The organism is Staphylococcus sp. FSL W8-0056, from assembly GCF_037963075.1.
Lineage (GTDB): Bacteria > Bacillota > Bacilli > Staphylococcales > Staphylococcaceae > Staphylococcus > Staphylococcus aureus.
In genome coordinates this window covers 1,310,297-1,328,874 of record NZ_CP150142.1, presented here as the reverse complement: position 1 = coordinate 1,328,874, position 18,578 = coordinate 1,310,297, and the positions used below count along the sequence as shown (strand labels likewise).

Here is an 18,578-nt window from a genome sequence, read left to right as displayed (position 1 = left end):
TGAGCTTATAACAATGGGGCCCCAACACAGAGAATTTCGAAAAGAAATTCTACAGGCAATGCAAGTTGGGGTGGGACAACGAAATAAATTTTGCGAAAATATCATTTCTGTCCCACTCCCTTATGCATGAGTTTTACTCATGTAATTTTATTTTTAAGGACATATTACATCTGGCTAATGTGTAAGAGCCACTACATAATAAATCATTAGTGGTTCTTTATTATTTCTATCTCACTCCCTCTAAACAAGAATAAATATCAAAATGAATCGATATATTAGACAACCATTGATTAAACGTTAAAGTTAAAAGTAAGAATAACAGCAGATAGTCCAACAGGATGTAGCCGATTGGATAAACAGTCTGAGAAGCGGGGCATTAAAATGACGGTACAAAGTGCATATATACATATTCCATTTTGTGTAAGAATATGTACATATTGTGATTTCAATAAATATTTTATACAGAATCAACCTGTAGATGAGTACTTAGATGCACTAATAACAGAAATGTCTACAGCAAAATATAGGAACTTAAAGACCATGTATGTAGGTGGCGGCACACCAACGGCCCTTTCTATTAATCAGTTGGAAAGATTACTTAAAGCAATACGTGATACGTTTACAATCACAGGCGAGTATACATTTGAAGCAAATCCTGATGAGTTAACTAAAGAGAAAGTCCAACTATTAGAGAAATATGGAGTAAATAGAATTTCAATGGGCGTTCAAACATTCAAACCGGAGTTATTGTCTGTTTTAGGTAGAACGCACAATACTGAAGATATTTACACTTCGGTGTTAAATGCTAAAAACGCAGGTATTAAATCAATCAGTTTAGATTTAATGTATCATTTACCGAAACAGACGATTGAAGATTTTGAACAAAGTTTAGATCTAGCTTTAGATATGGATATTCAACATATTTCGAGTTACGGCTTAATACTTGAACCTAAAACCCAATTTTATAATATGTATAGAAAAGGGTTGCTTAAACTTCCTAATGAGGATTTAGGTGCTGACATGTATCAGTTGTTGATGTCTAAGATAGAACAATCTCCTTTCCATCAATACGAAATATCTAATTTTGCATTAGATGGCCATGAATCAGAACATAATAAGGTTTACTGGTTTAATGAGGAATATTATGGATTTGGAGCAGGTGCAAGTGGTTATGTAGATGGTGTGCGTTATACGAATATCAATCCAGTGAATCATTATATCAAAGCTATAAATAAAGAAAGTAAAGCAATTTTAGTATCAAATAAACCTTCTTTGACTGAGAGAATGGAAGAAGAAATGTTTCTTGGGTTGCGTTTAAATGAAGGTGTGAGTAGTAGTAGGTTCAAAAAGAAGTTTGACCAATCTATTGAAAGTGTCTTTGGTCAAACAATAAATAATTTAAAAGAGAAAGAATTAATTGTAGAAAAGAACGATGCGATTGCACTAACAAAGCGAGGGAAAGTCATAGGTAATGAGGTTTTTGAAGCTTTCCTAATAAATGATTAAAAAAAATTGAAATTTCGAGTCTTTAACATTGACTTACTTTGACCAATTTGATAAATTATAATTAGCACTTGAGATAAGTGAGTGCTAATGAGGTGAAAACATGATTACAGATAGGCAATTGAGTATATTAAACGCAATTGTTGAGGATTATGTTGATTTTGGACAACCCGTTGGTTCTAAAACACTAATTGAGCGACATAACTTGAATGTTAGTCCTGCTACAATTAGAAATGAGATGAAACAGCTTGAAGATTTAAACTATATCGAAAAGACACATAGTTCTTCAGGGCGTTCGCCATCACAATTAGGTTTTAGGTATTATGTCAATCGTTTACTTGAACAAACATCTCATCAAAAAACAAATAAATTAAGACGATTAAATCAATTGTTAGTTGAGAATCAATATGATGTATCATCAGCATTGACATATTTTGCAGATGAATTATCAAATATATCTCAATATACAACTTTAGTTGTTCATCCTAATCATAAACAAGATATTATCAATAATGTACATTTGATTCGTGCTAATCCTAATTTAGTTATAATGGTTATCGTATTTTCATCAGGTCATGTTGAGCATGTACATCTTGCTTCAGACATACCGTTTAGTAATGATAAACTAAATACAATATCAAATTTTGTTACTAACAAACTAACTGAGTTTAATCAGAATTTACAAGATGATATTGTCTCTTTTGTTCAATCAGAGCAGGAAGAAATATTTATCAATAAATTGATAAATACGATGAATAATCATATTTCTAATCAAAGTAATAGCATTTATATGGGTGGAAAGGTTAAACTTATTGATGCATTGAATGAAAGTAATGTATCTTCAATTCAGCCCATTCTACAATATATAGAATCAAATAGAATTGCAGAATTATTACAAGATATATCTTCGCCAAATATTAATGTAAAAATTGGTAATGAAATTGATGACAGCTTAAGTGATATTTCAATTGTAACAAGTCAATATCATTTTGATGAAACGTTAAAAGGTCAAATCGCTGTGATTGGACCTACAGCTATGCATTATCAAAATGTCATTCAATTATTAAATAGAATTTGGTAATGATGGATTAGAAAGTATTGGAGGACAGAAAATGACAAATAAAGACGAATCAGTTGAAAAAAACACTGAATCAACAGTTGAAGAAACAAACATCAAACAAAATATTGATGATTCAGTTGAACAAGCTGAAGAAAGTAAAGGTCATTTACAAGATGAAGCAATAGAAGAAACGTCTGACGAGAATGTTATTGAAGAAATAGATCCAAAAGATCAAAAAATTAATGAACTTCAACAATTAGCAGATGAAAACGAAGAGAAATATTTAAGGCTCTACGCTGAGTTTGAAAATTATAAGCGTAGAATTCAAAAAGAAAATGAAATAAATAAAACATATCAAGCACAACGTGTGTTAACAGATATTTTACCAGCAATAGACAATATAGAACGTGCACTTCAAATTGAAGGTGATGATGAGACTTTTAAATCTCTTCAAAAAGGTGTACAAATGGTGCATGAAAGTTTGATTAACGCACTAAAAGATAATGGTCTTGAAGTTATTAAAACTGAAGGTGAAGCATTTGATCCAAATATTCACCAAGCTGTAGTTCAAGATGATAACCCTGATTTTGAATCTGGCGAAATCACTCAAGAACTACAAAAAGGATACAAGCTTAAAGATAGAGTATTAAGACCATCAATGGTCAAAGTAAACCAATAACTTAAATTTGGCGAAAAGACATTGTTTAAAATTAAATTAATTTAATGATTAAATGGAGGAATTTTATTATGAGTAAAATTATTGGTATAGACTTAGGTACAACAAATTCATGTGTAACAGTATTAGAAGGCGATGAGCCAAAAGTAATTCAAAACCCTGAAGGTTCACGTACAACACCATCTGTTGTAGCTTTCAAAAATGGAGAAACTCAAGTTGGTGAAGTAGCTAAACGTCAAGCTATTACAAACCCAAACACTGTTCAATCTATTAAACGTCATATGGGTACTGATTATAAAGTAGATATTGAAGGTAAATCATACACACCACAAGAAATCTCAGCTATGATTTTACAAAACTTAAAAAATACAGCTGAAAGCTATTTAGGTGAGAAAGTTGACAAAGCTGTAATTACAGTACCTGCATACTTTAACGACGCTGAACGTCAAGCAACTAAAGATGCTGGTAAAATTGCTGGTTTAGAAGTTGAGCGTATCATTAATGAACCAACAGCTGCAGCATTAGCATATGGTTTAGATAAAACTGATAAAGATGAAAAAGTTCTTGTTTTTGACTTAGGTGGCGGTACATTTGACGTATCTATCCTAGAATTAGGTGACGGTGTATTCGAAGTACTATCAACAGCCGGTGACAACAAACTTGGCGGTGATGATTTTGACCAAGTAATTATTGACTACCTAGTTGCAGAATTCAAAAAAGAAAATGGCGTAGACTTATCTCAAGATAAAATGGCATTACAACGTTTGAAAGATGCTGCTGAAAAAGCTAAAAAAGACTTATCAGGTGTATCACAAACTCAAATCTCATTACCATTTATCTCAGCTGGTGAAAACGGTCCATTACACTTAGAAGTAAACTTAACTCGTTCTAAATTTGAAGAATTATCAGATTCATTAATTAGAAGAACAATGGAACCTACACGCCAAGCAATGAAAGACGCTGGCTTAACAAACTCAGATATCGATGAAGTTATCTTAGTTGGTGGATCAACTCGTATTCCAGCAGTACAAGAAGCTGTCAAAAAAGAAATCGGTAAAGAACCTAACAAAGGTGTAAACCCGGACGAAGTAGTGGCAATGGGAGCTGCAATCCAAGGTGGCGTTATCACAGGTGACGTTAAAGACGTAGTATTATTAGACGTAACACCACTATCTTTAGGTATTGAAATTTTAGGTGGACGTATGAATACGTTAATTGAACGTAACACTACGATTCCTACATCTAAATCTCAAATCTATTCAACAGCAGTAGATAATCAACCATCAGTAGATGTACACGTATTACAAGGTGAACGTCCAATGGCTGCGGATAATAAAACACTTGGTAGATTCCAATTGACTGATATTCCACCAGCTGAACGTGGTAAACCTCAAATTGAAGTAACGTTTGATATCGATAAAAACGGTATTGTAAATGTAACTGCAAAAGACTTAGGTACAAATAAAGAACAAAGAATTACAATTCAATCAAGTTCTTCATTATCAGACGAAGAAATCGACCGTATGGTAAAAGATGCTGAAGTTAACGCTGAAGCAGATAAAAAACGTCGTGAAGAAGTAGACTTAAGAAACGAAGCTGACAGTCTAGTATTCCAAGTTGAAAAAACTTTAACTGATTTAGGCGAAAATATTGGTGAAGAAGATAAAAAATCTGCTGAAGAGAAAAAAGACGCTCTTAAAACTGCTTTAGAAGGTCAAGATATAGAAGATATTAAATCTAAAAAAGAAGAACTTGAAAAAGTGATTCAAGAATTATCAGCAAAAGTATATGAGCAAGCGGCTCAACAGCAACAACAAGCACAAGGTGCAAATGCTGGTCAAAACAACGATAGTACTGTAGAAGATGCTGAATTTAAAGAAGTAAAAGACGACGACAAAAAATAATTAAACAATACAATTAGAATGTTGTCATGATCTGAAAAGTCAAAGTCAATAGAACATTGGCTTTGGCTTTTTATTTGGATAGTATGACATATTACGTTAAACTATATGAGTTAATTAAGAAAAGGAGAGATAGCTGTGGCCAAAAGAGACTATTATGAAGTTTTAGGCATTAGTAAAGATGCTTCAAAAGATGAAATCAAAAAAGCGTATCGAAAGCTTTCGAAAAAATATCATCCAGATATTAACAAAGAAGAAGGTGCAGATGAAAAGTTTAAAGAAATTTCTGAAGCCTATGAAGTTTTAAGTGATGATAATAAACGCGCAAGCTATGATCAATTTGGACATGATGGTCCACAAGGTTTTGGTGGACAAGGATTCAATGGCTCTGACTTTGGCGGTTTTAGTGGCTTCGGTGGCGGCGGTTTTGAAGATATCTTTAGCTCTTTCTTCGGTGGCGGCAGACAAAGAGATCCAAATGCACCGCAAAAAGGTGATGATCTTCAGTATACAATGACATTAACATTTGAAGAAGCGGTATTTGGTACAACAAAAGAAATTTCAATCCGTAAAGATGTAACATGCGAAACATGTCATGGTGATGGTGCAAAGCCTGGAACAAGTAAAAAGACTTGTAGTTACTGTAATGGCGCTGGTCATGTAGCTGTAGAACAAAACACAATTTTAGGTAGAGTTCGTACTGAACAAGTTTGTCCTAAATGTAATGGAAGTGGTCAAGAATTTGAAGAAGCTTGTCCAACATGTCACGGAAAAGGTACTGAAAATAAAACAGTTAAATTAGAAGTGAAAGTACCTGAAGGTGTCGACAATGAACAACAAATTAGATTAGCTGGTGAAGGCTCTCCAGGCGTGAATGGAGGACCTGCTGGTGATTTATACGTAGTATTTAGAGTTAAACCATCTGAAACATTTAAACGTGATGGTGATGATATTTATTACAAATTAAATGTTAGCTTCCCACAAGCAGCTTTAGGCGATGAAATAAAAATACCAACATTAAATAATGAAGTTATGTTAACAATCCCTGCTGGTACACAAACAGGTAAGCAATTCCGCTTAAAAGAAAAGGGTATAAAAAATGTTCATGGCTATGGATACGGAGATTTATATGTTGATATTAAAGTAGTAACGCCTACTAAATTAACAGATAGACAAAAAGAACTAATGAAAGAATTTGCCCAATTAAATGGTGAAGAAATTAATGAACAACCTTCGAATTTTAAAGATAGAGCAAAAAGATTCTTTAAGGGAGAATAAAGTATGAACTGGACAGAGCTTTCAATTATTATTAATCATGAAGCAGTAGAATTGGCTACCAATATACTTGAAAATCATGGATCAAATGGTGTCGTGATAGAAGATTCAGATGATTTAATTAACCAACCAGAAGATAAATACGGTGAAATTTACGCTTTGAAAAAAGAGGATTATCCAGATAAGGGAGTAAGATTGAAAGCCTATTTTAATGAAATGACTTATGATGATAAGTTGCGACAGCAAATTAAAGATGAGTTATTAAATTTAGATGAACTTGATCAACATAACATTCAATTCAGTGAGCAAATTATTGCAGAGACGGATTGGGAAAATGAATGGAAAAACTATTTCCATCCATTCCGAGCGTCGAAGAAGTTCACAATAGTTCCTAGTTGGGAAACATATGCTAAAGAAGCGGATGAAGAGCTTTGCATTGAGCTCGACCCAGGTATGGCTTTTGGAACAGGCGATCATCCGACTACAAGTATGTGTTTGAAGGCAATAGAAACATATGTATTGCCACAGCATTCAGTAATTGATGTTGGTACTGGCTCAGGTATATTAAGTATTGCAAGTCATCTAATCGGTGTAAAACGTATTAAAGCGTTGGATATTGATGAAATGGCAGTGAGTGTAGCTAAAGAAAACTTCAGAAGAAATCATTGTGAAACGTTAATTGAAGCTGTTCCAGGTAACTTATTGAAAGACGAAACAGAAAAATTTGATATTGTAATAGCAAATATTTTAGCGCATATTATTGATGAAATGATTGAAGATGCTTATAATACTCTAAATGAAGGCGGTTATTTTATTACTTCTGGTATTATAAAAGAGAAGTATGAAGGTATACAGTCACATATGGAGCGTGTAGGTTTTAAAATTATTTCAGAACAACATGACAATGGTTGGGTTTGTCTTGTTGGCCAGAAAGTGAGTGAATAATGTGCAACGTTATTTCATAGACCAAAACGCTGATGTAAGTCAGCGTTTTTTTATTACAAAAAAAGAAGATATTCATCATATAACAAATGTAATGAGATATGATGTTGGTAGTAAAATTATTTTAACTTTTAATGATCAAACAGTTTATTTATGTGAAATTGCTGACATAACAAGTGATAAAATTGCAGTTGATTTAAAAGAAAAACAAAATATTAATACAGAATTGCCAGTTGATGTTACGATTTGCAGTGGACTAATTAAAGCTGACAAATATGAGTGGTTGCTACAAAAAGCTACTGAATTGGGTGCTTCATCATTTATAGCTGTGAGCATGGAACGCTCAATTGTTAAATTAAACGAGGCGAAAGTTGTCAAAAAGATAGAGCGTTGGCAAAAAATAATTAAAGAAGCTGCTGAACAAAGCTATCGTTTAGTGATTCCATCTATTCAATTCGAGTCGAATTTAAAATTAATTTGTGATACTATTGATAATTATGACTATATTCTTATTGCATATGAAGAGGAAGCAAAAGATGGTGAGTTAAGCAATTTCAAGCAAACTTTACAACAATTCAAGGCTCAGGATAAAGTGTTGATGATTTTTGGTCCTGAGGGTGGTTTGTCAGAAAATGAAATTTCATTATTTAGTAATACTAGTACAGTTGTTGGTCTTGGACCGAGAATTTTACGGGCAGAAACTGCGCCATTGTATGCGTTAAGTGCAATAAGTTATGAAAAAGAATTAATGGGGTGAATATTTATGTCAACAGTTGCGTTTCACACATTAGGTTGTAAAGTAAACCATTATGAAACTGAAGCAATCTGGCAATTATTTAAAGAAGCAAACTATGAGCGCGTTGACTTTGAAGCGAATGCTGATGTATTTGTTATTAATACTTGTACAGTAACGAATACAGGTGATAAAAAAAGTCGTCAAATAATTAGACGTGCAATAAGACAAAATCCTGATGCTGTAATCTGTGTAACAGGTTGTTATGCGCAAACTTCATCAGCTGAAATTATGGAAATTCCTGGTGTCGATGTAGTAGTTGGTACACAAGATAGACATAAACTATTAGGTTACATTGATGAATTCCGTAAAGAACGCCAACCAATTAATGGTGTTGGAAATATCATGAAAAATCGTAAATATGAAGAATTAGATGTTCCATATTTTACAGATAGAACACGTGCGTCATTAAAAATTCAAGAAGGTTGTAACAACTTCTGCACATTCTGTATTATTCCATGGGCTCGTGGCTTAATGCGTTCAAGAGATCCGGAAAAAGTAGTTGAACAAGCGACGCAACTAGTGAATTCAGGATATAAGGAAATTGTATTGACGGGAATTCATACAGGTGGATATGGTCAAGATTTAAAAGATTATAACTTGGCCCAATTATTACGTGATCTTGAAACGATTAATGGATTAGAACGAATTCGAATTTCTTCAATTGAAGCAAGTCAACTTACAGATGAAGTAATTGACGTTTTAGAACGTTCAACAAAAGTTGTGCGTCATTTGCATATTCCATTACAATCTGGTTCAGATACAGTATTAAAACGTATGAGACGTAAGTATACAATGGATAGATTTTCAGAACGATTAACAAAATTGCATAAAGCTTTACCAGACTTGGCAGTTACGAGTGATGTAATTGTTGGTTTCCCAGGTGAAACTGAAGCAGAGTTCCAAGAAACATATGATTTTATCGTAAAGCATAAGTTCTCTGAACTGCATGTTTTCCCTTATTCTCCTAGAATTGGCACGCCAGCTGCAAGAATGGATGACCAAATTGATGAAGAAATTAAAAATGAACGCGTGCATAAGTTAATTACGCTAAGCAATCAACTCGGAAAGTTATATGCGTCTAAATTTGATCAAGATGTGCTTGAAGTAATTCCTGAGGAACAGGGTGACACAGAAGGTACATTAGTTGGATATGCAGATAATTATATGAAAGTACAATTTGAAGGTGACGAATCACTCATAGGTCAAATTGTAAAAGTTAAAATTACGCAAGCAAATTATCCATTAAATGAAGGGCAAGCAATTAAAGTTGTTGATTTCGCAACAAATAAATCTGATAGAGAAGTTTTAGTTTAAGTATTCCTTGATTCATACCATAAGGTTCCGTATTAAAGATATAGGTTTTGTAACGTTGTTTTAACGGCTTCACAATTTACTATATAAGCAACTCTTCTCATTAAATAAATTATTAAGAGATTTTTAGAACAAAATCTAAAAGTCTTTGTGATTTTGATGTGAAATATGTTTCAAATAAAAAACAATTTACTAATTGACCATAAATTACAGATATATTATACTTATAAATGCATAGTTTTACTGTGCAATTGACTATAAAGTTCCGTTGATATTTGGAGGGAGGGAAATACAGATGTCTAAAACAGTAGTACGTAAAAATGAATCACTTGAAGATGCGTTACGTAGATTTAAACGTTCAGTTTCTAAAAGTGGAACAATCCAAGAAGTACGTAAACGTGAATTTTACGAAAAACCAAGCGTAAAACGTAAAAAGAAATCAGAAGCTGCACGTAAACGTAAATTCAAATAATTAATACCTCTGTTGACTCCCTCAACACGAATATTAATTATATAAAATAAACATCACAAGTTAGTGTCTGACACTAATATGTGATGTTTTTTTGTTGTCAATTTTTAATTAAAAAAAGTTATATAGTTTATAAATAATCAAATTGATATTCTATAGGTTCTTATAACTATAAAGTATATTCAATTTCATGTATAATTAATGTGAGGGCGAGGTGAAATTGTGAGTTATAATAATTTTTTACAAATGACAACTATCTTGGAATCAACGGCTGGAGATACTTGGGTTGAACAAGTTAGTAATATAATTGTTCAACCTATTTTTACGTTAATATTAACCTGTTTGACATTCTTAGGATTTGTATATCAACTTTACTCTAAAAAAATCAATGCAGCTGGTATTATCGCCACATTATCATTACTTATTTTATTTTTGGGATTTCTAATCCAAGGAAATGTCAATATGCATTCTATCTTAATATTCTCAATTGGCGTTATATTAGTTGTAATTGAATTATTTGTAGTTGGTGCAGTAATTGGTATTATTGGCATGATACTGATAACTATAAGCATAACAACGCTCGGTGATAATTTGCTATTTATGCTTGCGAATGTTATCGTTGCCTTGATTTTAACGATTGTAGAATGGGTGATATTAGTGAAGATTTTCAACAGAAAGATTCCGTTTTTGGATAAGGTTATCTTAAAAGATTCAACTAATTCTGAGTCAGGTTACAATTCTCATGATAACCGCTCGCACCTCGTAGGAAAGACTGCTCAAACAGTTACAGATCTTCGACCTGCAGGGATTATTTTTTGTGAAAATGAACGTATTGATGCTGTTTCAGATGGCAACTTTATTTTACGCAATAAAACGGTGAAAATCCTTGAAGTTGAAGGAACAAGAGTAGTTGTGAGGGAAGTAGATTAATTAAAAGGAGCGATACCATGTTTAGTTTAAGTTTTATCGTAATAGCAGTTATTATAATAGTTGCATTACTTATTTTATTCTCATTTGTACCGATTGGTTTGTGGATTTCAGCGTTAGCAGCTGGCGTTCATGTTGGTATAGGTACATTGGTTGGTATGCGTTTACGTCGTGTATCTCCAAGAAAAGTTATAGCGCCATTAATTAAAGCGCACAAAGCAGGACTAGCATTAACAACAAACCAATTAGAATCGCATTATCTAGCAGGAGGAAATGTTGACAGAGTTGTTGATGCTAATATTGCTGCACAACGTGCTGACATTGATCTTCCTTTCGAACGTGCTGCTGCAATTGACCTTGCAGGACGTGACGTATTAGAAGCGGTTCAAATGTCTGTTAATCCTAAAGTCATTGAAACACCATTTATCGCAGGTGTAGCAATGAACGGTATTGAAGTGAAAGCCAAAGCTCGTATCACAGTTAGAGCTAATATTGCTCGACTTGTTGGTGGTGCAGGTGAAGAAACAATCATCGCACGTGTTGGTGAAGGTATCGTTTCAACAATTGGTTCTAGTAAGCATCATACAGAAGTACTTGAAAACCCAGATAATATTTCTAAAACAGTTTTAAGCAAAGGTTTAGATTCAGGTACTGCATTTGAAATTTTATCAATTGATATTGCTGACGTTGATATTAGTAAAAATATTGGTGCAGACTTACAAACTGAACAAGCATTAGCAGACAAAAATATTGCACAAGCAAAAGCTGAAGAACGTAGAGCTATGGCTGTAGCAACTGAGCAAGAAATGAAAGCGCGTGTACAAGAAATGCATGCTAAAGTAGTTGAAGCCGAATCTGAAGTACCATTAGCTATGGCTGAAGCATTACGTTCAGGTAATATCAGTGTTAAAGATTATTATAATTTGAAAAATATCGAAGCTGATACAGGCATGAGAAATGCAATTAATAAACGAACTGATCAAAGTGATGATGAGTCACCTGAACATTAAGTCGAGAGGTGATTAAATGAGTGTCGGTATTCTAATTTTTGTCATATCAGTGATCATTTCTATCATTACTACTATGCGCGAAAATAGTCATAAAGATAGACAAAATCAAAAGCCACCTCAAAAAACATCTACCGATAATGAACCAAAAAAAGGTGGCTTTTTTGAAGAAATTGAGCGAACGTTTAAAGAAATAAGTGAAGAATTAAATGAAGAAGAAAAGAAATCATCGAAACGAAAATATGATGATACGTTACCACCTTTATTCGATGAACTTCCAAAGGAAGAGCCTAAATCGAAACCTGTTGTAGAACCTATGGCACCTAAAAAACAACCAGAAACAAAACCGATGACAGAGAAACCAATTACAGTGCCTAAAGCAGAACCGGTGGAGCAGAAACATAGACCTTCTAGACAAGATAATTCTGACGAAATTAGACGTCAATTAGAAAAATCACTTAGAGATGATATTAAAACGATTCGTACTGACATTGATAGAGAAAAAGAAAAGCAAATTGCTAAAATGGAAAAACGTGCTAGAGATATTATTGAGGATAAATACTTATCTGAACGTACAAAACGTTTGAAATTAAAGCAGTTGCTTAATTCTCAAAATGTCGAAAAAGATTTGACTAAATCAGCGTTCCAATTTGATAAAGATGAAGTAATCAATGGTATGATATGGTCAGAAATTTTAGCTAAACCAAAACAATTATAAAATTTTTTGAAAACAAGCACTATCGTAATGGTAGTTGCTTGTTTTTTTACGTTAAGAAAAATTAAAAAACAAAGAGAATCTTTCGAGAAATATTAGTTATTTAAATTACAGCAAAAAATTGATTAGTCTAAAATTGAAACTGCTTTTATGACAAGGTGAAAAGTATAAATGATTATTTTAAATTAAAGAAAAATGAGTAAGTCAATGCAAAGATGTTTAAATCAATCAATTGCATGATATAATTAAGTAGATATTAAAGCATCATAGAATGAATATAAATGATATATGAAAAGGAGCGCGTGTATGCCTGGAATTATACAAATAGACGATATGAACCAATCTCAAGCTTTAATTGGAAATAATGATGAACATTTAAAAGCAATTGAAGAGAGTTTCGATGTTGTCATCCATGCAAGAGGACAAGAAGTTGCCGTTAAAGGTACAAAAATAGAAAACGTAGAAAAAGCGGAATCAGTATTAATCAATTTGCTGAAGGTTATTGATTTAGGTAATAATATTACAATTAAAGATGTTGAAGCAGCTATTAAAATGGCGCATAATAACACAATTCAACATCTGTTAGATTTATATGATGAAGAGATAACTAAAGATGCATTTGGTAAGACGATTCGTGCGAAAACGATGGGGCAACGTATATATGTTAATGCCATGAAAAATAATGATTTAGTATTTGGTATAGGTCCTGCTGGTACAGGTAAGACATTCTTAGCTGTAGTTTATGCAGCAAAGCAACTCCGTAAAGGTGCTGTTAAACGTATTGTATTAACAAGACCTGCTGTTGAAGCAGGAGAGTCACTTGGATTTTTACCAGGAGATTTGAAAGAAAAGGTAGATCCATATTTAAGACCTTTATATGATGGTCTATATACTGTTCTTGGGCGTGAACAAACAGAGCGATTTATTGAAAGAGGCATTATCGAAATAGCGCCACTTGCATATATGCGCGGACGAACATTAGAAGATGCATTTGTAATTCTTGATGAGGCGCAGAATACGACACATGCGCAAATGAAAATGTTTTTAACAAGACTAGGTTTTGGCTCAAAAATGGTAGTTACTGGTGACCAAACTCAAATCGATTTACCTAAAGGTGTTAAAAGTGGACTTAAGGAAGCGGTCAGTAGGTTACACAACGTTAAAGGTATAAGTATATTGAAATTAGATCAGAGCGATGTAGTAAGACATCCATTGGTAAGTAAGATCATTGAACATTATGAAGGAGAGAATTAAATGTTTACGATAGATTTTAGCGATCACACAGGCTTAGTTAAAGATGCGTGGTATAAACAAATTGAAGATTTATTAGAATTTGCTAAAAAAGAAGAGCATATAGAAGACGATGCTGAGCTTTCTGTTACATTTGTAGATAAACAAGAAATACAAGAAATTAATCGAACATATAGAGATAAAGATAAAGTTACAGATGTAATCTCATTTGCTTTAGAAGAAGATGAGCCAGAGATTGATTTTAGTGGTCTTGATATACCACGTGTTTTAGGGGATATAATTATCTGTACGGATGTAGCGCAAGAACAAGCAAACAATTACGGACATTCTTTTGAACGAGAATTAGGATTTTTAGCATTACATGGATTTTTGCATCTATTAGGTTATGATCATATGACTGAAGCGGATGAAAAGGAAATGTTTGGTCGACAAGATACAATATTAAACGCTTATGGATTAACACGAGACTAATTATGAAAAGGTTTAAATATGCACTTGATGGGCTGAAAATCTTAATTCAAAAAGACTATAAATTTCTTTTACATGTGTTTGCAATGATTGTTGCTATTGTCTTTGGTCTCGTACTAAATATTAATCGTATTGAGTGGATATTTATACTCATTGCTATTGCATTAGTTCTCACTGTTGAAGCTTTAAACACTGCTATTGAATATGTTGTCGATTTAGTGACCGTTGAATATCATGATTTAGCTAAATACGCAAAAGATATAGCGGCTTTTAGTGTACTTATAGTTTCAATATTAGCATTTATTATAGGTTTAATAGTATTTTTACCACATTTTATAGCGTTATTTTAGGGAGGCATATATGAGTTATCAACCTCATTATTTTCAAGAAGTTAGAAAAGCACAACAAGAATCATATTCGCCATACAGTCAATTTAAAGTAGGGGCTTATTTAAAAACGAAAGACGGTAGAACTTTTTATGGTACCAATGTAGAAAATGCTTCTTATCCATTATCGATATGTGCTGAACGAGCTAGTTTGGTATCGGCAATTTCTCAAGGATACAGACCAGGTGATTTTGAATCAATAACTGTAACCGTAGATGCAGATAAACCGTCATCACCTTGTGGTGCATGTCGTCAAGTTTTAAAGGAATTATGTGATGATGATATGCCTGTGTATATGACAAATCATAAAGGAGATATGGTTATGATGACAGTCGCAGAGTTACTACCATTTGGATTTTCAGGAAAGGATTTAGAATAAATGACAGAACATAAATCAGGATTTGTTTCAATTATAGGTAGACCAAATGTAGGGAAGTCAACATTTGTTAATAGAGTGATTGGCCATAAAATAGCAATCATGTCCGATAAAGCTCAAACAACTAGAAATAAAATTCAAGGTGTTATGACAAGAGATGACGCGCAAATTATATTCATTGATACGCCAGGTATTCATAAACCTAAACACAAATTAGGTGACTATATGATGAAAGTCGCTAAAAATACATTATCTGAAATAGATGCAATCATGTTTATGGTTAATGCCAATGAGGAAATTGGACGAGGCGATGAATATATTATAGAAATGTTGAAAAATGTTAAGACACCAGTATTTTTAGTATTAAATAAAATAGATTTAGTGCATCCAGATGAATTAATGCCAAAGATTGAAGAATATCAAAGTTATATGGACTTTACAGAGATTGTACCTATTTCAGCATTAGAAGGGCTAAATGTAGATCATTTTATTGATGTTTTAAAGACGTATTTACCCGAAGGACCTAAATATTATCCAGATGATCAAATTTCAGACCATCCTGAACAATTTGTAGTGGGTGAAATCATTCGTGAAAAAATCCTTCATCTTACAAGTGAAGAAATCCCTCATGCGATTGGTGTTAATGTGGACCGTATGGTTAAAGAAAGCGAAGATCGTGTTCATATCGAAGCAACTATATATGTTGAAAGAGATTCGCAAAAAGGAATTGTCATTGGAAAAGGCGGTAAAAAGTTAAAAGAAGTAGGAAAACGTGCGAGACGTGATATAGAAATGCTTCTAGGCTCTAAAGTATACTTAGAATTATGGGTCAAAGTTCAAAGAGACTGGCGAAACAAAGTTAACTTTATTCGCCAAATTGGTTATGTTGAAGACCAAGATTAATCTTAAAAGTGGTGAAGATAATTGTTAATGCGCCAAAAAGGGATTATCATCAAAGCAGTTGATTATGGTGAATCTGATAAAATTATCACGATTTTAAATGAGCATGGTGCAAAAGTACCACTTATGGCAAGGCGTGCTAAAAAAGTTAAGACGGGTTTACAAGCGCAAACGCAATTGTTTGTTTATGGTTTGTTTATTTACAATCAGTGGCGAGGTATGGGAACGTTAAATTCTGTAGATGTTATTAGTCAACATTATAAATTACAAATGGACCTTTACGTAAGCAGTTATGCCTCTCTGGCAGCTGAAACTATTGAGCGCTCAATGGATGAAGGTGACATTGCACCATATAACTATCAATTATTACAATTTGTTCTTGAAAAAATAGAATCAGGTACATCTGCACAGTTAATGTCAGTCGTAGTTATGTTAAAGTGCATGAAACGATTTGGTTTTACTGCATCATTTAATCGCTGTGCTGTGAGTGGTAATGACACACAAGCAGATTTAATAGGTTATAGTTTTAAGTTTGACGGTGCGATTTCAAGGCAAGAGGCTTCTAAAGATGTACATGCAGTTATATTATCGAATAAAACACTATATTTATTAGATGTATTACAAAAATTACCGATAGATAAAATGAATTCATTGAATATCCATCAAGAAATTATTGATGAAATGTCAGATATCATTTTAATGTTATATCGTGAATATGCAGGTATGTTTTTTAAAAGTCAGAAACTAATCAACCAATTAAAAAGATTGGAACAATAACATAAAATAATAAAAGGTATTCAAGTAGCCACATAGATGTGTTTATTTGAATACCTTTTTGAATAGAAAAGAGATACTGGCAATTTTACTAACCAGTATCTCTTTTTATAAATTATATAGCCACCACATATGGTGGAAAGTCTTTTTAATTAGAATTTTGTTTTTTCAGTTAAGAAAGCTTCTAACTCTGAGATTGGCATACGAACTTGTTCCATTGAATCTCTGTCACGTACTGTAACTTGATTATCTTCTAATGAATCAAAGTCGAATGTTACACAATAAGGTGTACCGATTTCATCTTGACGACGGTATCTTTTACCGATAGATTGTGATTCATCGAAATCGATTGAGAATTTAGAACTTAATTGCTCAAAAATCTTAATCGCTTCGCCAGATAATTTCTTACTTAAAGGTAAAATCGCTGCTTTATATGGTGCTAATGCAGGATGGAAGTGTAAAACTGTACGTGCATCTTTACTACCTTCAACGCCTTCTTCATCATATGCATCACATAAGAAAGCTAATGTTACACGATCTGCACCAAGTGATGGCTCGATACAATATGGAATATATTTTTCGTTCGTTTCTGGATCATGGTATCTGAAATCTTCACCAGAGTGTTCAGCATGTTTACGTAAGTCGAAGTCTGTACGACTTGCGATACCCCATAACTCACCCCAACCAAATGGGAATTTATATTCAATATCAGTTGTTGCATTTGAGTAATGAGATAATTCATCTTCATCATGATCACGTAAACGCATATTTTCACTGCTCATATTTAAGCTTGTTAACCAGTCACTTGCAAAAGTTTTCCAATAATTTTGCCATTCGATTTCTTCTCCAGGTTTACAGAAGAATTCAAGTTCCATTTGTTCAAATTCTCTTGTTCTGAAAATGAAGTTACCTGGAGTGATTTCATTACGGAATGATTTACCAATTTGACCGATACCAAATGGTAATTTTTTACGCATTGAACGTTGCACGTTTTTATAGTTTACAAAAATACCTTGTGCTGTTTCAGGACGTAAGAAAATTTCATTTGTAGAATCTTCAGTTACACCTTGGAATGTTTTAAACATTAAATTGAATTGGCGAATTTCAGTCCAGTTAGCAGTTTTACTTACAGGACAAACAATACCTTCATCGTCAATAATTTTTTTCATTTGTTCAAAACTTAAACCATCGGCAATGAAGTTTTCATCACCTTTAACATCTTGCATATAATCTTCAATTAATTTATCAGCGCGATATCGAATTTTACTATCTTTATTATCAATCATTGGGTCGTTGAAGTTGTTTAAGTGTCCTGAAGCTTCCCATACTTTTGGATTCATTAAGATTGCAGCGTCGATACCAACGTTAAACGGTGATTGTGTAATGAATTTTTGCCACCAAGCTTTTTTAACATTATTCTTTAATTCAACACCTAAAGGACCATAATCCCATGTGTTTGATAAACCACCGTAAATATCACTACCAGGGAACACAAAACCTCTGTGTTTTGCTAATGAAAAAATTGTATCCATATCTTTTGCCATAATTACCTCTCCTCATACATGAAAACGCCCCATGGAAAATAACAGCATAGTAAATATGCTTTACTTCCATGGGACGAGTTAATATTTTAAATTGTATATAATACAAAATAAGTTACGTATTTAACCCGCGGTTCCACCCAAATTAGTGTAGTCACTCGCTTTTATTTTAAAATGATTCGTTGCGCCAATCTTATTGTTAAGCTTACACTATCCTTAACTCGCTGTACGTTTATTCTAATTGATAGATTATTTAAAGGCAAGTAAAATTAATGTGTTTGTGACATGAAAGAAATATCG

General features: G+C 33.0%; 19 protein-coding genes. 18 read left to right on the top strand and 1 reads right to left on the bottom strand.

Annotated elements, in window-relative coordinates:
- Window positions 1-381: 381 nt before the first annotated feature.
- The 18 genes from hemW to recO all read left to right on the top strand — a co-directional run bounded on the left by hemW (window position 382) and on the right by recO (window position 16,740).
- On the top strand, window positions 382-1,506 hold the full coding sequence (gene hemW / locus NSS86_RS06575; protein ID WP_000218103.1) for a radical SAM family heme chaperone HemW: 1,125 nt from the start codon (window positions 382-384) through the stop codon (window positions 1,504-1,506).
- Window positions 1,507-1,606: 100 nt separating this feature from the next.
- Window positions 1,607-2,584, top strand: a complete 978-nt coding sequence (gene hrcA / locus NSS86_RS06570) for a heat-inducible transcriptional repressor HrcA (protein WP_000627144.1) — start codon at window positions 1,607-1,609, stop codon at window positions 2,582-2,584.
- A gap of 31 nt (window positions 2,585-2,615) precedes the next feature.
- Window positions 2,616-3,242, top strand: a complete 627-nt coding sequence (gene grpE, locus NSS86_RS06565) for a nucleotide exchange factor GrpE (RefSeq protein ID WP_000182211.1) — start codon at window positions 2,616-2,618, stop codon at window positions 3,240-3,242.
- 68 nt (window positions 3,243-3,310) lie between these two features.
- Window positions 3,311-5,143, top strand: a complete 1,833-nt coding sequence (dnaK, locus tag NSS86_RS06560) for a molecular chaperone DnaK (protein ID WP_000034716.1) — start codon at window positions 3,311-3,313, stop codon at window positions 5,141-5,143.
- Between the two features lie 135 nt (window positions 5,144-5,278).
- Window positions 5,279-6,418 carry a molecular chaperone DnaJ gene (gene dnaJ / locus NSS86_RS06555; protein WP_001119021.1) on the top strand — a complete coding sequence of 380 codons (1,140 nt, stop codon included), beginning with the start codon at window positions 5,279-5,281 and terminating at the stop codon, window positions 6,416-6,418.
- A 3-nt stretch (window positions 6,419-6,421) separates the two neighbouring features.
- On the top strand, window positions 6,422-7,360 hold the full coding sequence (gene prmA, locus NSS86_RS06550; RefSeq protein WP_001104607.1) for a 50S ribosomal protein L11 methyltransferase: 939 nt from the start codon (window positions 6,422-6,424) through the stop codon (window positions 7,358-7,360).
- Between the two features lies 1 nt (window position 7,361).
- Window positions 7,362-8,114: a 16S rRNA (uracil(1498)-N(3))-methyltransferase gene (locus NSS86_RS06545; RefSeq protein ID WP_001190120.1), complete on the top strand. Its 753-nt coding sequence runs from the start codon at window positions 7,362-7,364 to the stop codon at window positions 8,112-8,114.
- Window positions 8,115-8,120: 6 nt separating this feature from the next.
- Window positions 8,121-9,467, top strand: coding sequence for a tRNA (N(6)-L-threonylcarbamoyladenosine(37)-C(2))-methylthiotransferase MtaB (mtaB, locus tag NSS86_RS06540; protein ID WP_000108667.1), 1,347 nt, complete (start codon window positions 8,121-8,123; stop codon window positions 9,465-9,467).
- Between the two features lie 292 nt (window positions 9,468-9,759).
- Window positions 9,760-9,936 (top strand): 30S ribosomal protein S21, encoded by a 177-nt coding sequence (rpsU, locus tag NSS86_RS06535; protein WP_000048060.1) that lies wholly within the window; start codon window positions 9,760-9,762, stop codon window positions 9,934-9,936.
- 243 nt (window positions 9,937-10,179) lie between these two features.
- Entirely contained in the window at window positions 10,180-10,863 is a 684-nt protein-coding gene (locus NSS86_RS06530) for an NfeD family protein (RefSeq protein WP_001802667.1), read from the top strand.
- Between the two features lie 17 nt (window positions 10,864-10,880).
- Window positions 10,881-11,870, top strand: coding sequence for a flotillin-like protein FloA (floA, locus tag NSS86_RS06525; protein WP_000492108.1), 990 nt, complete (start codon window positions 10,881-10,883; stop codon window positions 11,868-11,870).
- A gap of 16 nt (window positions 11,871-11,886) precedes the next feature.
- Window positions 11,887-12,585, top strand: a complete 699-nt coding sequence (locus NSS86_RS06520) for a hypothetical protein (RefSeq protein WP_000110600.1) — start codon at window positions 11,887-11,889, stop codon at window positions 12,583-12,585.
- 303 nt (window positions 12,586-12,888) lie between these two features.
- Entirely contained in the window at window positions 12,889-13,836 is a 948-nt protein-coding gene (locus tag NSS86_RS06515) for a PhoH family protein (protein ID WP_001117767.1), read from the top strand.
- Window positions 13,837-14,304, top strand: coding sequence for an rRNA maturation RNase YbeY (ybeY, locus tag NSS86_RS06510; protein ID WP_000494134.1), 468 nt, complete (start codon window positions 13,837-13,839; stop codon window positions 14,302-14,304).
- A 2-nt stretch (window positions 14,305-14,306) separates the two neighbouring features.
- Window positions 14,307-14,651 carry a diacylglycerol kinase gene (locus NSS86_RS06505; protein WP_000819532.1) on the top strand — a complete coding sequence of 115 codons (345 nt, stop codon included), beginning with the start codon at window positions 14,307-14,309 and terminating at the stop codon, window positions 14,649-14,651.
- A 10-nt stretch (window positions 14,652-14,661) separates the two neighbouring features.
- Window positions 14,662-15,066: a cytidine deaminase gene (gene cdd / locus NSS86_RS06500; RefSeq protein ID WP_000121875.1), complete on the top strand. Its 405-nt coding sequence runs from the start codon at window positions 14,662-14,664 to the stop codon at window positions 15,064-15,066.
- A complete protein-coding gene (gene era / locus NSS86_RS06495; RefSeq protein WP_000134765.1) occupies window positions 15,067-15,966 on the top strand; it encodes a GTPase Era in 900 nt (299 codons plus the stop codon). It abuts the gene before it with no gap.
- Between the two features lie 27 nt (window positions 15,967-15,993).
- Window positions 15,994-16,740, top strand: a complete 747-nt coding sequence (recO, locus tag NSS86_RS06490) for a DNA repair protein RecO (protein WP_001557361.1) — start codon at window positions 15,994-15,996, stop codon at window positions 16,738-16,740.
- 149 nt (window positions 16,741-16,889) lie between these two features.
- Here the strand turns inward: recO and NSS86_RS06485 are convergent, their stop codons facing one another.
- Window positions 16,890-18,281 (bottom strand): glycine--tRNA ligase, encoded by a 1,392-nt coding sequence (locus tag NSS86_RS06485; RefSeq protein ID WP_339302379.1) that lies wholly within the window; start codon window positions 18,279-18,281, stop codon window positions 16,890-16,892.
- Window positions 18,282-18,578 lie beyond the last annotated feature (297 nt).

Excerpts from the sequence above, each read along its gene's own strand:
- hemW (WP_000218103.1), top strand. The coding sequence starts at position 382 with ATGACGGTACAAAGTGCATATATACATATTCCATTTTGTGTAAGAATA.
- hrcA (WP_000627144.1), top strand. The coding sequence starts at position 1,607 with ATGATTACAGATAGGCAATTGAGTATATTAAACGCAATTGTTGAGGAT.
- grpE (WP_000182211.1), top strand. The coding sequence starts at position 2,616 with ATGACAAATAAAGACGAATCAGTTGAAAAAAACACTGAATCAACAGTT.
- dnaK (WP_000034716.1), top strand. The coding sequence starts at position 3,311 with ATGAGTAAAATTATTGGTATAGACTTAGGTACAACAAATTCATGTGTA.
- prmA (WP_001104607.1), top strand. The coding sequence starts at position 6,422 with ATGAACTGGACAGAGCTTTCAATTATTATTAATCATGAAGCAGTAGAA.
- mtaB (WP_000108667.1), top strand. The coding sequence starts at position 8,121 with ATGTCAACAGTTGCGTTTCACACATTAGGTTGTAAAGTAAACCATTAT.
- rpsU (WP_000048060.1), top strand. The coding sequence starts at position 9,760 with ATGTCTAAAACAGTAGTACGTAAAAATGAATCACTTGAAGATGCGTTA.
- NSS86_RS06530 (WP_001802667.1), top strand. The coding sequence starts at position 10,180 with ATGACAACTATCTTGGAATCAACGGCTGGAGATACTTGGGTTGAACAA.
- floA (WP_000492108.1), top strand. The coding sequence starts at position 10,881 with ATGTTTAGTTTAAGTTTTATCGTAATAGCAGTTATTATAATAGTTGCA.
- NSS86_RS06520 (WP_000110600.1), top strand. The coding sequence starts at position 11,887 with ATGAGTGTCGGTATTCTAATTTTTGTCATATCAGTGATCATTTCTATC.
- NSS86_RS06515 (WP_001117767.1), top strand. The coding sequence starts at position 12,889 with ATGCCTGGAATTATACAAATAGACGATATGAACCAATCTCAAGCTTTA.
- ybeY (WP_000494134.1), top strand. The coding sequence starts at position 13,837 with ATGTTTACGATAGATTTTAGCGATCACACAGGCTTAGTTAAAGATGCG.
- NSS86_RS06505 (WP_000819532.1), top strand. The coding sequence starts at position 14,307 with ATGAAAAGGTTTAAATATGCACTTGATGGGCTGAAAATCTTAATTCAA.
- cdd (WP_000121875.1), top strand. The coding sequence starts at position 14,662 with ATGAGTTATCAACCTCATTATTTTCAAGAAGTTAGAAAAGCACAACAA.
- era (WP_000134765.1), top strand. The coding sequence starts at position 15,067 with ATGACAGAACATAAATCAGGATTTGTTTCAATTATAGGTAGACCAAAT.
- recO (WP_001557361.1), top strand. The coding sequence starts at position 15,994 with ATGCGCCAAAAAGGGATTATCATCAAAGCAGTTGATTATGGTGAATCT.
- NSS86_RS06485 (WP_339302379.1), bottom strand. The coding sequence starts at position 18,281 with ATGGCAAAAGATATGGATACAATTTTTTCATTAGCAAAACACAGAGGT.